Source organism: Halorubrum tebenquichense DSM 14210, assembly GCF_000337415.1.
In the GTDB taxonomy this organism is placed as follows: Archaea; Halobacteriota; Halobacteria; order Halobacteriales; family Haloferacaceae; genus Halorubrum; species Halorubrum tebenquichense.
The window spans coordinates 20,558-35,066 of the sequence record NZ_AOJD01000075.1 but is presented as its reverse complement, the minus strand read 5'-3'; the positions used below and the strand labels follow the sequence as shown (position 1 = coordinate 35,066).

Here is a 14,509-nt window from a genome sequence, read left to right as displayed (position 1 = left end):
GTTATGACGATCCCCCCGATCCGGTAGTAACAACCGCTAAACGCGGTCGCCCTCGAGTCTCACCCGAACGATGCTCTCGGGCGAACTGCTCGGGCCGCTCGCGGGCGCGATTCTGCTCGGCGCGGTCCACGGCGTCGAACCGGGCCACGGCTGGCCGGTCGCCGCCTCGTACGCGCTCGACCAGACCAACAAGTGGGTCTACGGGTTCGCGGCGAGTCTCATCATCGGCGTCGGACACCTCGTCAGCAGCGTCGCGATGGTGGGCGTCTTCTTCTACGCGAAGGGGTATTTCGATCTCACGCAAGTCAACGAGCCGATCACGGTGCTCGGCGGCGTCCGGATCGGCGGCCCGGTCAGCCTCGTCGCCGGCGTCCTGCTCGTCGGCCTCGGGGTCCGCGAGTACGTCCACGGCCACTCTCACGGCGCTTCCGACGACGTACACGACCACCGCGACCACGGCTCGCCGGATCGACACGACAACGCGTCCGGTGGCGATCATGACCACGGTCACGACCACAGCCACGACCACGGTGAGTCCGCCGACCACGGCCACGACCCCGGACTCGGTTCCCGCTTGTGGGGTTATCTCCCGTCCGTCGGTGGCGGTCACTCGCACTCGCACGACGGCTTCGAGGAGAGCGCCGACAGGGGGCTCCTCGGCATCGCGTGGTTCGCGTTCGTCCTCGGGTTCGCCCACGAGGAGGAGTTCGAGATCATCGCGCTCTGTGCCGGGTCGAACCGCTGTCTCGAACTGATGAGCGCATACGCGCTCACCGTGATCGCCGGCATCGTCGGCCTGACGATGCTCCTGGTCGCGGGGTATCACCGGTCGCAGGAACGCGTCGAGCGGTACGCGCCCTACCTCCCCGCCTTCTCCGCGGCGGTCCTCGTCGTCATGGGCGTCGGGTTCATCGCCGGGGTGTTCTGAGAGGCGGTGTTCAGATACGGATCGAAAGTGAGGCGGTGCGTTTTCAAAGTGACCTATGCCCGAAAACGAGCGCTTCAGCGGCTGTTTGGACGAGATAAACGCAGAGTTTGTGAAGCGAGAGGCGACACCGCGGCCGTCGATGAAGCTCAGTATTCAGCTCCATTTGGCAGGATTACCGCTCTCGGATACTGTTTCGGTTCTTGAGGTATTCGGTGTTGATCGAGTTCGATCGACCGTTCATAACTGGGTTCACAAAGGCGATCTGCAGCCGGAATCGGATCGGAGCCCGAATCACGTTGCCGTTGACGAGACTGTGATTCAGCGCAACGATGAACCGTATTGGCTGTCCGCTGCCGTCGATCTCAATTAAGCGATTTCCCACATACAACGCTTGAGACGACAAGAACGAACGTGATCGCAGATCTGTTTTTCGCAGAACTCCGCGACAAACACGACGTGGATGACGCGATCTTTCTCGTCGGTGGCGCAGTCCCACTTCACCGAGCTTGTGAAAAACATGGCGTCGATTTCAGATACGAGCGGCATGGATATCGGAACAGCGTCGAACGTATCTTCCGTGAGGGAAAACGCAGAACTGCCAGTTTCTCAAGCTGTTTCAGCAACGCCGAAGCGGAAACAGCAAACGAGTGGCTCAGATCCTTCACCTTCGCGTTGAATCAGCTTAGCTGAACACTACCGACCGGACCTACGAGAGGTCCGACCGGTCCGTCTCGCGGGCGGCGGTGACCGGCTCGCCCTCCGCGAACCGGTCGAACAGTGCGTTCATCACCGTCGACTCGGCGAGCGAGAGGTGTTCCCACACCGTCGTCGAGCCGAGCCCGAGTTCGGCCGCGACCTCCTCGACGCCCACGCCGCCGCCGTGGTCGTAGTAGCCCGCGGCGATAGCGGTCGCGAGCACCTCCCGCTGCCTGTCGGTGAGGTCGTCGAGGAGCCCGGACGCCGGGAGCTGCGGGGAGCGCTCGATCGAGGCGAGCTCCACGTTCCGCGCCAGTTCCACCTCGTTGCCGCCGCGTTCGAGCTCGCGCATCACCGCGGAGAGGTCGTCGTCGCCCTCTAAGTACGCCGTCCAGCGCTCGACGCCGCCGGAGATCGTCGTCCCCGTCCGGTAGTGGATCCCCATCCGCGAGAAGCGGTCGCCGATCCCCTCCCAGTCGGCCGCCTCGGCGTCGATCGTCAGGGCGACGTACGCGTGGCCGCCCTCGATCGGCGCGAGGGGCTCCGCGGAGACGATCAGGTCGAACTCGCGGAACTCCTCGACGAACGCCTCGATCTCGGCCGACGGACCGGTGAGTTCGGCGATCCGCTTCCGCTCCGGACCGTTCCCGGTCATCGACGAGACGGACCGGTACCGGACCTCCGGGTGGCGCGCGCTCACCTCGCACTCCGGCTCCCCCGCGTGGTAGATCCGGAACGTCACTTCCCGCATGGGGACTCCGAGGTCGCCGGGGTTCAAACGGGTTCCGGACCGGTCGCGAGCCATTTATATCCGCGACCGCGCAACCGTCGGTGTGGTGGCGATGACGAGTCGGTTACCCCCACCGAGCCCCCTGTGACGACGGGTTTCGACCGAGCCACCGTTCCCACGACCGCCAGCGACGCGGCTAGCTCACGGTTCGCTCGCGGTCCGATCGCCGTCCGTCTGCGGCCCGAACACCCCCGACCGATCGCGGAGCGGCGGCGCTGACGCGGTGCGGAGTGAAAGTGTTCTGGGACGCGGACTACGCCGCGCTGTCCGGCGGTTTCGACGCGAAAGAGATGGGTCGGTCGGAGCGGCGAGACTGGGAGTCGACCGGCGGTCGGCCCAGCGTTCAGTACGACGCGGCGCGCTTGTCGAGCCCGGCGGCCTCGATGTCGTCGCCGTCGACGGAGGTTCGGAGCACGTCCATCCCGTCGTCGCGGTCGACATCGAAGTTGCGGGCGTACAGGTCGTCGAGCCGCTCGTACTCGGCCTCGGAGAGGGGCGGCACGTCGCTCGCCGCGCTCCACTCGGCGATGTCGTCGCCGTCGCGGAACGTCGGCGTGACGGAGGCGACCTCGTCGTGCGCGAGCAGCCAGCGGATCGCGGCCTGCGCCATCGTGCGGGTCCCCTCGGCGTGGTCCGGCTCCTCGAGGAACCGGATCGCCTCGACCTTCTCCCAGCCGGTCTCGTACCACTCCTTCGGGCGGTGCGAGCGGTGGTCCCCGTCTTCGAGGACGGTGTCGGGCGTCACCTGCTCGTTGAGCAGCCCCGAGGAGTGCGGGACGCGGGCGATGACGGAGGTGTCCGAGCCGCTCTCACGGATACTGTCCACGAAGTGCCGTCCCGGCTCCTGTTCGAAGAGGTTGAAGACGGTCTGGACCGCGTCGAACTCCTCGTACTCGACGGCGGCGTCGCCCTCGGCGAGCCAGCCGATCGAGGGGCCGAGCGCCCAGCCGAGCGCGCGGACGCGGCCATCGGCCTTCCACTCCGCGAGGAGGTCGCGCACCTCGGGGGTGACCTCGTCGACGTTGGCGTTGTGTAGCTGGAGCACGTCGACGTAGTCGGTGTCGAGCCGGTCGAGCGAGGCCTCGAACGCCTCCGTGAGGTACTCGCGGTTCAGCTCCTTCGGCAGTTCGCCGTGGCCGGCCTGCGGGTTGTCGTAGAAGTCGTAGCCGATCTTCGTCGACAGCGTCACCTCGTCGCGGCGGCCGTCGATCGCTTTCCCGATGATCTCCTCGCTGTCGCCGTGGCCGTACACGTCGCCGGTGTCGACGTAGGTGACGCCCGAATCGAGCGCGTCCTCGACCATTCCGACCGCCTGTTCGTCCGAGCGGTCGCCCCACCAGTCGGTGCCGACGACCCACGCGCCGAAGCCGATCTCGGAGACCTCCACGCCGGAGTTCCCCAGTTCGCGGTGTTGCATACCCACCGGTTGGCGGTCGGGACACTTATCGGGCGCGGTCGCTCTCGGGACGCGGTAGCGCCGGTTCGCCGAGACGCCGGGTCCGGCGACACCGGCCTCACAGATTATAAGCGTCACCGGCGAGTTCCACCGCGTATGGACGAGTCCCTCCACGACGCGCTCAACGTGATCGCCTTCCTGCTCGCGGTGATCGCCGCGGTCGGGCTCACGGACCTCACCGTTCGGTACGGCCCCACCGGTCTCATGCTCGCGGTGTTGTTCCTGATTCTGCTGAGCGTCGTCGGCGTCGCGCTCGGTCCGGACCGGGACCGGCGCGTCGGCGGCGAGCCGGGAGGTGCGGGCGGCGACGCTCCCTGACGCCGCGTTCGCACAACCGAATCCCTTTGAACCACGGCGACGAAGGTGGGCCGATGACAAAGCGACACGTGTCCCTGCCCGACGGTGCCGAGGCCGGGGTCCGAGGGTTCATCGACGAGGTGGACGAGCGGCTCTCCTCGGACGAGGACACCTGCGAGGTCGTCCGCGACGTGCTGGTCGACCTCCACGGCGACCGGGAGGCGTGGGAGGCGTGGCAGGACGGCGAGTCCGTCTCGCGGGCCGAGCGCGTTCGCCTTCAGGGGTACGACCCGTGTAACGCGACGCTGGAGTCGGAGTACTACGCCGAGAAAGACGAGGACCGCTTCCAGCGCTCGAAACACCTCCAGTGGCTCTGGCGGCAGTTCGACGCCACGCCGATGGCCGACAACGTCGAGTTCGCGCTCCGCTTCCGGCAGATGCTCGGCAACCACCTCTTCGCCGAGTGCGGGGACAACTGCCGCTTTTTCAAGGGCATCTCCGTCACCTACGGCCACAACATCGAGGTCGGCGACAACGTCGTGATTCACGACGGCGTCCACCTCGACGACCGCGGGAAGCTGACGATCGGCGACCGCGCGTCTATCTCCGACGGCGTCCACCTCTACAGCCACGACCACGACATCGTCGACCAGACCACGGTCCGGAACTTCCACACGATCATCGAGGACGACGCCCGCGTCACCTACGACGCGATGGTCCGGGCCGGCTGCCGGATCGGCGAGAACAGCGTCGTCGGCGCGCGGTCGGTCGTTCAGGGTGACGTGCCCGATCACCACGTCGTCGTGGGGTCGCCGGCTCGGTCGGTCCGCGTGAAGCCCGGCTGGGAGTCCGCCGCCGAGGAGTTGGAGGACGGGCGGCTCCCCGACAACCAGGACGAACGCGAGATCGAGTACGAACTCCCCGACGACCTCGATCAGTTCGACGAGTTCGGCCGGGACCTGAAGCCGCCGGACGTCGAGAACCCCTCGCCGCCCCCGACGGACCGATAGGCCGTTGCGTCACGGTTTTGCGGACGCCTCGTAGCGATTACCGGGAGGTGAATCGATCGGTCGGACGAGAGGGTTCCGTATTATAAGTCGAAATCGGTGACGGACACCGCCGAAGCCCCAGCCGCGAGGACGCCGCACGCTCGTTGCGCTCCTCGTCACTCGCTGCGCTCGTTCCTGCGGTGCTTCCGTCGCCTGCGGCNCGAAGCCCCAGCCGCGAGGACGCCGCACGCTCGTTGCGCTCCTCGTCACTCGCTGCGCTCGTTCCTGCGGTGCTGCCGTCGCCTGCGGCGTCCTCGCGGCTGCCCCTTCGAGTCCCGCCCGCACCGCAACCGCACCTCAGCCTCCCCAGCCTCGCGGCTCCCTTCGGTCGCCGCGTCCCTCGCGCGTGCTGTTCGGCCGCGGAGCGGCCTCACAGGCACGCGCCACCGCGAACCACGGTTGCGGTCGCGATCAGCTGTCGCGGTTAGATCGTGGTGTGTTACCGCTCGCCAGTATCGTTATGAGAGTGCGACGCGTACGATCGCGTGGTGTTACACGCATGACAGGACAGCGGATACTGATGATCGTCGGCGACTTCGGCGAAGACTACGAGATCATGGTCCCGTTCCAGGCGCTTCAGGCGGTGGGCCACGAGGTCCACGCGGTCTGCCCGGAGCGGGAGGGCGGCGAGTCGGTCAAGACCGCGATCCACGACTTCCGCGGCGACCAGACGTATCTGGAGGCGCGGGGGCACAATTTCGAACTCACGCACGGGTTCGACGAGGTCGACCCCGCGGCGTACGACGCGCTGGTCGTCCCCGGCGGACGGGCTCCGGAGTACCTCCGCGGGTACGACGAGGTGCTCGACGCGGTCCGGCACTTCTTCGAGGCTGACAAGCCCGTCGCGTCGATCTGTCACGGGCCGCAGATCCTCGCGGCCGCGGGCGTCCTCGACGGCTACGAGCTGACGGCGTACCCCGCCGTCAGGCCCGAGGTCGAGGCCGCGGGCTGCTCGTGGGTCGACGGCGTGACGACCGACGGCAACCTCGTCACCGGGCAGGCGTGGCCCGACCACCCCGAGTGGATCGCGCAGTTCCTCGACCTGCTCGGGACGGAGATCGAGCACGATCCGACTGCGGCGACGGCGGACTAACTCGCCCGGAGCTCTCATTTTAATGCCCGACCCCCGCGCCGTCGCGGTCAACGTCGCCGCGAACACGAACGACCCCGGGTTCCGCGGGCCCGTCTACCCCGACGGCTCCTTCGCGTACGTCCCGATTCCGGAGTCGGCCGCGACGCTGCCGCGCGAGCGGTTTGCGGTCGACGAGCCGCTGCCGACGTACGCGGACCTCGACCTGCCCTTCGCGCTCCCGAGCGAACTCCGGGAGGTCCCCGTTCACGCGGACCCCGAGTTTCCGGGCGTCCACGGCCGCGAGCGGGCGAGCTACGGCGACCCCCACGGCGTGAAAGCCGGGCGGATCGCGGGGCTTGGCCCGGGCGACTGGCTGTGCTTCTACGCGACGCTGTCGCTGCGGCCGCGCGACTGGCGGGGACCGGGCGAGGAGCGCGTCGGCGACGCGGGCGCGGACGACCGCGGCGGGGAGTGGCTCCGCGAGCGGGGCGTCGCCGTCGACGACGACCTCCCGTCGGAGTGGGGGGCGTTTCTGTTCGCCGGGATCCGGGTCAAGCAGGCCGTCTCGGCGGACGGGGGCGGCGTCGTCGAGCGCGCGGCCGCCGCCGAGGCCGCGCCGACGAACGCGCACCTGAAGCGGGACCCGTTCGACGCGCGGGTCGTCGTCGCGGGCGACGGCGACGCGTCCGGGCTCTTCGACCGCGTCGTCCCGCTGAGCGCGCCCGAGGCCGGGACGGCGGCGAACCCGATCGTGACCGCCCTGTCGAGCGACTCCGGGAAGGGGCCGTGGTGGCGGCGGCCGATGGCCTTCGACGAGGCCGCGACGGCGCGGCTGCTTTCGCGGATCGAGCGGGAGTGACGGCGACGACGCGGCCGCTGGCGCGGACCGGGCGAGAGTGACCGGGACAGGGGCCCACTGGGTCGCACCGCCACCGCGATTTATAGGGCCCGACTCCGTTACGAAGCGTATGAGCGACGACGACACGGAGACGACCGACGCGGCGCGCGACGACGGCCGCGGGGCCCCCCTCTCGGCTCGGCCGCGCGCTGCTCGGGGTCGGCCTCGCCGCCCAAGCCTCCGAAGACTTCCGCGACATGGACGACACGGTCGAGTACGCCGAGTCGGCCGGCGTCCCGATGCCCGAGGTCGCCGCGCCGTTCGCCTCCGGGATGATGGTGGTCGCCGGCCTCGGCATCGTTCTCTGGCGGCTTCCCCGGATCGCGACCGGCGCGGCGGTCGCCTTCCTGACGGTCGTGACCGCGACGATGCACGACTTCTGGAACGCGGACGAGGACGACAAGAGCGGCGAGCGGCTCGCCTTCTTCGGGAACCTCGCGATGTTGGGCGGGGCGCTGGTGTTCCTGCGCGAGGCGTACAAGAACTGATCTGAATGCGGGGGCAGTTCCGAACGGCTGGTTAGTTGGGTGCGACTCGGTACTCCCGGAGCGACGGTGAACACCGCCGAAGCCCCGGTCGCTCGGCTATACGTGACTGTTTTCGCCGTGAACAACTCCACAACCGAGACCGCCGAAGCCCCAGCCGCGTCGGCGATCCTCCGCTTCGCTTCGGAGCGCCGACTCCCTCGCACGCGCACCTCGGCCGCGAGGCGGCCTCGGCGGCGCGCCACCGCCTCGTCCTTTATAAGTCACCGGCGTCCAGCGGGTCTTCGAGCTGTCCCATCACCGCTTCGAGGGCGTCGGTCGCGGTGACGAGGCCGACGACCTCCCCGTCTTCGACCACCAGAGCGAGCTCCTGCGCCTCCGCCTGAAACCGGTCGAACGCGTCGCTGACGCTCGTGTCCGCCGCGAGCGTCATCGGCGGGGCGGCGATCGACGCGAACGTTGCCTCGCCGGACCGGAGCGCCTCGAAGCGGCTCACGATCGACGGCGCGTAGACGATCCCCTCGAACTCGTTCAGATCGCCGCCGACGAGCGGGAACCGGGTGTGAGGGGTGTCGCGGATCCGATCGAGGTTCTCCTCGACGGACGCGGTCGTGGTCAGCGAGACGATCCCGTCGGCGGGCGTCATCACGTCCGCCGCGGTCACCCGGTCCACGTCGAGGGCGTTCAGCACCTCCTCGCGGCGCTCCGCCGGCAGTTCGATCTCCTCCATCATCGACCCGAGGCGGGTGCGGAGCTGCGCGCGCGTCTCCAACACCTCCCCTTCGGCCTCGGTCCACGAACCGGTCATCTCGACGCCGAACAGCCGGAGCGTCGCCTTGGCCACCCAGTCGCCGAACCGGATCAGCGGCGAGATGAGCCACGCGAACCAGTAGAGCGGGCGCGCGCCGTACTCGGCGACCTGCTTCGAGCGCTCGACGCCGAGGTACGTCGGCGTCTGCTCGCCGTGGGTCAGGTGGACCATGTTGATGATGAAGAAGCCGAGGAGGGAGCCGGCACCGGCGGACGCGAACGTCGTGTTCTCGAACAGCGGGGCGAAAAGCGCCGCGAGCCCCGGCTCGGCGACGATGCCGAGCGCGATGCTCGTACCCGAGATCCAGATCTGACAGGTGGTGAGGTAGAACTCCAAGTCGTCGGTCATCTCCCACGCTCGCCGCAGCCCCGGCGAGTCCATCTCCGATTCGGGGTACTGCCTGAGGCGGGTCAGTCCGAACTCGATCGCCACGAAGTAGGCGTTGATCAGGATGAGGGAGACGCCGGCCGCGATCCGGAGGGCGACCTCGGTCGAGGCCATCGCCGTCGAGAGCGGGATCATCGTCCCCACGGTCCCGGCGCGCGACCCAAAAGCGTTGAGGGACGACGGCGGCCCGAGGTCGGACCGCGTTCCGGACCGCTACTCGTAGTCCTCGTAGGTCGGGAGCCCGGTTTCGGGCGGGAACTCCTCGACCGGAACCGTGGTCTCGTCGCCGCTCGCCATGTCCTTCACCGTGTACTCGCCGTTCTCTAAGTCGCGCTCGCCGACCACGACGACGGTCTCGGCGTTGATCGAGTCGGCGTAACCGAGCTGCGAGCCGAACGAGCGGCCGGAGACGTCCTGCTCGACGACCACGTCGTCGGCGAGCGCGCGGAGGTCGTTCGCGAGCGCGGCCGCCTCGCTCCGCGTGTCGCCGACGCTGAGGACGTAGTAGTCGGTCGAGAGCTCCTCGTCGGGCCAGACGCCGGCGCGCTGGCAGAGGAGCTTGAGCGTCGCGTGGCCGGGCGCGACCCCGACCGCGGGCGTCGGCTGCCCGCCGAAGCTCTCGATCAGGTCGTCGTAGCGGCCGCCGCCGAAGACGGAGCGGGACACCTCGCCCGTGGAGTCGAAGCACTCGAAGACGACGCCGGTGTAGTAGTCGAGCCCCCGGGCGGTCGTCAGCGACACCTCGCAGAACTCGCCCGCGCCGAAGTCGTCGGCCGCGGCGAGGACGTTCCGGAGGTTCTCGACCGCCGCCTCAACCGCCTCGTCGCCCGCCTCGGCGATCGCGTCGAGGTCGTCGACCGTCTCGACGCCCGCAATGAGGTCGTCGAAGTCGCGCGCTGTGTCGCGTGCGAGGCCCGCGTCGGAGAGCAGGCCGACGTACTCGGCGTCGTCGACCTTGGCGCGCTTGTCGACCGCGCGGATCGCCGCCTCCGCGTCGACCGCGTCGGGGTCGTCGGCGAGCGCGCGGACGAGACCCCCGAGGATGTCGCGGTGCGAGACGCGGAACTCGAAGTCGTCGCCCGTCAGTCCGAGGCTCGTGAGCGCGTCGGCCGCGACCGCGAGCACCTCGGCGTCGGCCTCGGGAGCCGAGGAGCCGAACACGTCGATGTTCGTCTGGTAGAACTCGCGGAACCGGCCCTGCTGGACCTGCTCGTAGCGCCAGAACGGCCGGGTCGACATCCACTTGATCGGCTTCGACAGCTCCTGGCCCTTCTCGACGACCATCCGGGCGACGGTCGGGGTCAGCTCCGGCGTCATCGAGACGCCGCGGCCGCCCTTGTCGTCGAAGGCGTACAGCTCCTCGACGATCTCCTCGCCCGACTTGTCGACGTACATCTCCGTCCGCTCCAGGGCGGGAGTGGCGATCTCGCGGAAGCCGTGCCGGCTCGCGGCGTCCTCGATCGCGTCGGTCACCTCGCGGCGGGCGGACTGCTCGCCGGGGTAGAAGTCGCGGAATCCCTTGAGGCCGTCGTACATGCGTGCCGGTTCGGCGAGCGCCCGCTTGAAAGCATCCTTTCGGGGGCGAGAGATCGCTTCAGCGTCGCGTCGGCGTCCGAGTCGCGTGACGCGCGCCCTCGCCCGGTCGGCGTCAGGGCGCTCTCGTGTACGGACAGATCGGTGTCCCCCGGTCGCTCTCGCCTAGGTCGGTCGCGGTCGGAGCCGAGGAGGTCCGCTCGTCCTCCGCGGACGCCGGCGGAACGCGCGTCCGAGTCGCTATCGGATCCGCCGCGTCCCGCGCCCGCTTCGCATCGCCCTCGCCGGCCCCCGCGGGACCGGAGTCGTCGGCATCGGTTCCGCCAGTTGCTCGATCGTCTGACATCTCGCCCGTAGGTATGCCGCGTGTCGTGAAGCCGGGATGCCCCGAATAGCGTGGCCGTTTAAAAGTTGCCGGACGCTGCCGCCAGCGCAGCGCTACTCGGCCTCTCGGCTCCCGCCGTCGGCAGTCGCGCGGGGGCGCGGACCCGTTCGCTCGTCCGCCGCCGGATCGACGTCGGCGTCCGTCTCGAATCGGTCGAGCGTCTCCGAGAGCCGGGTCGCGCGTTCGGAGAGCGACGAGACGGACTCGGAGACCTCCCCGAGCGAGGTGGTCTGCTCCTCGGCGGCCGCGGCGACGGTGTCCGCCTCGGAGGCGGTCTCCTCGCTTATCGTCGCCACCTCGTCGGCCATGGAGACGACCTCCTCGGTGGAGGCGGCCTGCTCTTCGGTCACGTCCGAGATCTCTTGGACGCCGTCGTTGGTCTCGTCGGCGAGGTCGGCGATGTCTTCGAGGTCGTCGACGGCGGCCTCGACGCGCTCCGCGGCGTCGTCGATCTGGTCGCTCGTCGACTCGACCTCCGCCGTCGACTGGTCCATGCGCCCGCGGATCGCGTCGATCCGAGACTCCGCGGTCTCCGCGGCATCTTTCACCTCGTCGGACAGCGCCTTGATCTCCTCGGCGACCACCTCGAACCCCTTGCCGGCCTCGCCGGCGGAGCGGGCGGCCTCGATGTTGGCGTTCAACGCGAGGATGTTCGTCTGCTCCGCGATCTCCGAGATCCGGTCTATCAGCTGGTCCACCTCGCTCACCTCCTCGTCGAGCGCGTGGATCGCCGCGACCGCCTCCTCGACGGTCTCCTCGGTCGTCTCCATCTCGTCGATCGCCTCCTCGGCGGCCTCCTGCCCGCGGTTGCCCGCCGCCGCCGTCCGCGCGGCGGCCTCGGCGACCTGGTCGGACGAGGAGGCGACCTCCTCGATCGTCGCCGAGAGATCGCTCATCTCGCCGCTCACCTCGGCCAGCGACTCGCTCTGGTCCGCGGCTCCCTGCGAGATCTCGTCGACCGAGCCGGCGACCTCGTCGGCCGTCTCGGCCACCTCCTCCGCGGCGGCCGTCGCCTGCTCGGACGCGGCGGCGACCTCGTCGGCGAACGCGGAGAGGCGGGCGTACGTCCGCTCTATCTCCGCGATCATCCCGTTGAACTCCTCGGCGATCGCCGCCATCGCCTCGTCGTCCGCGTCGGTGCGCATCCGCGCGGTGAGGTCGCCGTCGGCGGCCTCCCGCATCGTCTCGCCGTAGTCGTCGGCCGTCGACTGCAGTCGGTCGTTCCGCTCTTCCATCCGTTCGCGCTCCGCTTCGGCGGCCTCCTGTGCGGACTCCGCCTCGTCGATCTTGGTGCTGAGGGAGTCGCGCATCGCGCCGAACGACCCGTACAGCCGACCGATCTCGTCGATCCGGTTCGTCTCCAAGTCGACCGAGAGATCCCCGGACTCCATGCGCTCCGCGCGGTCGCGGAGGTCCCGCAGCGGCCCGACCGTCTGTCGGCTCAGGGCCAGTCCGACGACGGCGAGCGAGAGCAGCCCGGCACCGATCACCGTCAGGACGCTCGTGCCGACCGCGTCGCCCGCGGCGAAGGCCTGCGCCGTCGGGACCGTGGTGACCGCGACCCACTCCTTGTCGCCGGTCGAGGCGTACGCCGCCACCTCGTCATCGTTGCGCTCGAAGGCGGCCCCGTCGCGGGACGCGCCCAGTTCGGCGACGAGCCCCTCGTCGGCGTTCAGGGCGTCGTCGCCGCTGGAGAGGATCGTCTCGCCGTCAGCGCCGACAATCGTCGTCTCCTGATCCGCGTGGAGCTGTCGGAGGTTGTCGACCCGGTACTCCAGCGTGCCGACCAGCACGACGACGCGCGACTCGTCGCCCGCGACGGGGCTGGCGAACGCCATCACCTGATCGCCCATCTCGGCCGACTCGTAGGCCGTCGGCGAGTTCCACACGTCGTTCGACGAGGTGAGGTCGACGCCCGGCTCCACGTCGCTCCACGGGGCGTCGACCCCGTCGACCGACTCGCCCCGGAGGGCGGGCGACGTGCTCGTGACGACCTCGCCGCCGGCCGTGTCGACGAGGTGGATCGCCCGCACGTCGACCGGGAGCTGCGCCTGCTTCTGTATCAGCTCCCCCTCGGCGGTCCCGGCCTCGGCCCCGGCGAGCGCCTGCGTCGACGAGACGGACCGCGTGTGCGTCTCCATCGAGACCGCCCACTCGTTTATCGAGTCGGCGTACATGTCCACCGTCGCGGTGAGCTGCTGTTCGGCGTCCCGCTCGACCGTGGCCTCGGCGCTCGCGTAGTTCACGCCGCCCACGGCCGCGAGGACGACCACGACGAGGAGGATGGAGATGAGGAACTTCGCCCGGTAGTTCCGCCGGATCACGCCCGGGGTGAGCCGTCGCGCGACGCGACCGACGACCGACCCGTCGGCGTCGGTCCGGGGGTCGTCGCTCTCCCGGGGGTCGGCGTCGGGACCGCTCATGCCTCCACCTCCGGGGAGACCGTCTCGATGACGCTGATCCCGTCGACGTCGTACCGGAAGTACTCGTAGTCGATCCCGGAGACGTCGCCGTTCTCGTCGAAGACGACCTCGCTCGACGCGCCCCGGTACTCGACCGGGTCGGCCGCGGCGGCCCGGCGGACTCCCTCCGCGAGGGTGTCGGGCGTGACCTCGGTGCCGCCGTCGGAGACGACGGCCCGCATCTGTTCGCGGATCGCGCCTCCGTCGTTCTCGCCCGCGGCGGCGTTCGCGAGGAGGAGGACCGCGGCGGCGTCGTACCCGTTCGCGGTGAAGATGCCCGGGGAGCGATCGTACTCCGCCTCGTAGCGCTCGGCGAAGGCGTCGTAGCCCGGGCCGTTCGAGGACGGCGCGGTCCCGTACACGTTCGACATCGGCTCGCCCACCTGCTCCGGGAGCGACGGGTCCATCATCCCGTCTGTGGTGAACACGGTCTCGTCGCCGGCGTGGCCGTCGTAGTAGTGGGAGAAGATCTCGACGCCGTCCTCCGGGTAGCCGATCACGAAGAGCAGGTCGGGGTCGTCCGCGAGCGCGGTCGCGAGCGCCTCCTCGTAGGCGTCCGAGAAGGAGACCTGTCGCTGTATCTCGCCGTCGAACGACGTGGCGAACGCGCCCGAGAGCTGCCGTCCGTAGTCGCCCGCGATGTACAGGGTCGCCGCCGAGGACGCGCCGTGGTCGTCGGCCGCGAGGCCGGCGGCGACGACCGCCTGCAGCGAGTCGTCGGGCGCGGTCCGGAAGCTGAACCCGCGGTCGTTGAGGATCGAGAGCGTCGGGGTCGTGCTCGCCGGCGAGCAGTTGACGACCTCCGCGGGGATGGAGGCCTGCTGGACCGCTTGGAGGGTCACGTCGGAGCCGAGCGGCCCGGCGACCGCGGGGTACCCCGCGTCGACGAGCGTCCGCATCGCGTCGATCCCGCCGCGGGCGGTCGTCTCCGAGTCCTCGATCCGCCACTCGACGCCGGCTTCGACGTCCGACGCCTCGAGCTGTCTCCCCGGGAGCTCAACCGCGTCGGCGATCGGTTCCCCGACCGATCCCAGTCCGCCCGAGAGCGCCATCACGCCGCCGTACCGGAGCGTTCGCTCCGACAGGGGCGTGCGGCTGTCCGCGGCCTGTTCGCCGTTCGATCCGAGACAGCCGCCGAGCCCGACGGCCGCGACGCCGGTCGTCGCGGCCAACAACTCGCGGCGGCTGCGTTCCGAGATCCGCCCGTTGCGACACATACGCAACTGGAATGGGGACCGGGTTTTAACGCCTCACTCCGAA

12 protein-coding genes and 2 pseudogenes are annotated in these 14,509 nt (G+C 69.6%); 7 read left to right on the top strand and 7 right to left on the bottom strand.

What is annotated here, in order from left to right; genetic code table 11:
• Positions 1 to 70 precede the first annotated feature (70 nt).
• A complete protein-coding gene (locus tag C472_RS13525; protein WP_006630409.1) occupies positions 71 to 928 on the top strand; it encodes a hypothetical protein in 858 nt (285 codons plus the stop codon).
• A gap of 55 nt (positions 929 to 983) precedes the next feature.
• A pseudogene (locus C472_RS16410) lies at positions 984 to 1,618 on the top strand (IS6 family transposase).
• Positions 1,619 to 1,634: 16 nt separating this feature from the next.
• Here the strand turns inward: C472_RS16410 and C472_RS13515 are convergent.
• Together C472_RS13515 and C472_RS13510 are read right to left on the bottom strand one after the other, a co-directional pair.
• Complete coding sequence (locus C472_RS13515) at positions 1,635 to 2,375, bottom strand: helix-turn-helix domain-containing protein (protein WP_006630408.1); 741 nt, start codon at positions 2,373 to 2,375, stop codon at positions 1,635 to 1,637.
• A gap of 382 nt (positions 2,376 to 2,757) precedes the next feature.
• Positions 2,758 to 3,831: an aldo/keto reductase gene (locus C472_RS13510; RefSeq protein WP_006630407.1), complete on the bottom strand. Its 1,074-nt coding sequence runs from the start codon at positions 3,829 to 3,831 to the stop codon at positions 2,758 to 2,760.
• 135 nt (positions 3,832 to 3,966) lie between these two features.
• Here C472_RS13510 and C472_RS13505 point away from each other — a divergent pair, with 135 nt between their 5' ends.
• The 5 genes and pseudogenes from C472_RS13505 to C472_RS13485 all read left to right on the top strand — a co-directional run bounded on the left by C472_RS13505 (position 3,967) and on the right by C472_RS13485 (position 7,674).
• A complete protein-coding gene (locus C472_RS13505; RefSeq protein WP_006630406.1) occupies positions 3,967 to 4,188 on the top strand; it encodes a hypothetical protein in 222 nt (73 codons plus the stop codon).
• A 53-nt stretch (positions 4,189 to 4,241) separates the two neighbouring features.
• The gene (locus tag C472_RS13500; RefSeq protein WP_006630405.1) at positions 4,242 to 5,177 is read left to right on the top strand and encodes an acyltransferase; all 936 of its coding nucleotides are present in this window, start codon (positions 4,242 to 4,244) and stop codon (positions 5,175 to 5,177) included.
• A 538-nt stretch (positions 5,178 to 5,715) separates the two neighbouring features.
• Positions 5,716 to 6,309, top strand: coding sequence for a DJ-1/PfpI family protein (locus C472_RS13495; protein WP_006630404.1), 594 nt, complete (start codon positions 5,716 to 5,718; stop codon positions 6,307 to 6,309).
• A 22-nt stretch (positions 6,310 to 6,331) separates the two neighbouring features.
• Positions 6,332 to 7,147, top strand: a complete 816-nt coding sequence (locus tag C472_RS13490) for an Nmad3 family putative nucleotide modification protein (RefSeq protein WP_006630403.1) — start codon at positions 6,332 to 6,334, stop codon at positions 7,145 to 7,147.
• Between the two features lie 109 nt (positions 7,148 to 7,256).
• Positions 7,257 to 7,674: pseudogene (locus C472_RS13485) on the top strand (DoxX family protein).
• 253 nt (positions 7,675 to 7,927) lie between these two features.
• Here the strand turns inward: C472_RS13485 and C472_RS13480 are convergent.
• The 5 genes from C472_RS13480 to C472_RS13460 form a co-directional block, all read right to left on the bottom strand.
• The gene (locus C472_RS13480) at positions 7,928 to 9,004 is read right to left on the bottom strand and encodes a CNNM domain-containing protein (protein WP_006630401.1); all 1,077 of its coding nucleotides are present in this window, start codon (positions 9,002 to 9,004) and stop codon (positions 7,928 to 7,930) included.
• 78 nt (positions 9,005 to 9,082) lie between these two features.
• Complete coding sequence (hisS, locus tag C472_RS13475; RefSeq protein ID WP_006630400.1) at positions 9,083 to 10,405, bottom strand: histidine--tRNA ligase; 1,323 nt, start codon at positions 10,403 to 10,405, stop codon at positions 9,083 to 9,085.
• Between the two features lie 112 nt (positions 10,406 to 10,517).
• Positions 10,518 to 10,748 carry a hypothetical protein gene (locus C472_RS13470; protein WP_049906650.1) on the bottom strand — a complete coding sequence of 77 codons (231 nt, stop codon included), beginning with the start codon at positions 10,746 to 10,748 and terminating at the stop codon, positions 10,518 to 10,520.
• A 92-nt stretch (positions 10,749 to 10,840) separates the two neighbouring features.
• Positions 10,841 to 13,210: a methyl-accepting chemotaxis protein gene (locus C472_RS13465; RefSeq protein WP_006630399.1), complete on the bottom strand. Its 2,370-nt coding sequence runs from the start codon at positions 13,208 to 13,210 to the stop codon at positions 10,841 to 10,843.
• Positions 13,207 to 14,466 (bottom strand): ABC transporter substrate-binding protein, encoded by a 1,260-nt coding sequence (locus tag C472_RS13460; RefSeq protein ID WP_006630398.1) that lies wholly within the window; start codon positions 14,464 to 14,466, stop codon positions 13,207 to 13,209. The genes C472_RS13465 and C472_RS13460 overlap by 4 nt, the downstream gene beginning before the upstream one ends.
• Positions 14,467 to 14,509: the final 43 nt, after the last annotated feature.

Excerpts from the sequence above, each read along its gene's own strand:
- C472_RS13525 (WP_006630409.1), top strand. The coding sequence starts at position 71 with ATGCTCTCGGGCGAACTGCTCGGGCCGCTCGCGGGCGCGATTCTGCTC.
- C472_RS13515 (WP_006630408.1), bottom strand. The coding sequence starts at position 2,375 with ATGCGGGAAGTGACGTTCCGGATCTACCACGCGGGGGAGCCGGAGTGC.
- C472_RS13510 (WP_006630407.1), bottom strand. The coding sequence starts at position 3,831 with ATGCAACACCGCGAACTGGGGAACTCCGGCGTGGAGGTCTCCGAGATC.
- C472_RS13505 (WP_006630406.1), top strand. The coding sequence starts at position 3,967 with ATGGACGAGTCCCTCCACGACGCGCTCAACGTGATCGCCTTCCTGCTC.
- C472_RS13500 (WP_006630405.1), top strand. The coding sequence starts at position 4,242 with ATGACAAAGCGACACGTGTCCCTGCCCGACGGTGCCGAGGCCGGGGTC.
- C472_RS13495 (WP_006630404.1), top strand. The coding sequence starts at position 5,716 with ATGACAGGACAGCGGATACTGATGATCGTCGGCGACTTCGGCGAAGAC.
- C472_RS13490 (WP_006630403.1), top strand. The coding sequence starts at position 6,332 with ATGCCCGACCCCCGCGCCGTCGCGGTCAACGTCGCCGCGAACACGAAC.
- C472_RS13480 (WP_006630401.1), bottom strand. The coding sequence starts at position 9,004 with ATGATCCCGCTCTCGACGGCGATGGCCTCGACCGAGGTCGCCCTCCGG.
- hisS (WP_006630400.1), bottom strand. The coding sequence starts at position 10,405 with ATGTACGACGGCCTCAAGGGATTCCGCGACTTCTACCCCGGCGAGCAG.
- C472_RS13470 (WP_049906650.1), bottom strand. The coding sequence starts at position 10,748 with ATGTCAGACGATCGAGCAACTGGCGGAACCGATGCCGACGACTCCGGT.
- C472_RS13465 (WP_006630399.1), bottom strand. The coding sequence starts at position 13,210 with ATGAGCGGTCCCGACGCCGACCCCCGGGAGAGCGACGACCCCCGGACC.
- C472_RS13460 (WP_006630398.1), bottom strand. The coding sequence starts at position 14,466 with ATGTGTCGCAACGGGCGGATCTCGGAACGCAGCCGCCGCGAGTTGTTG.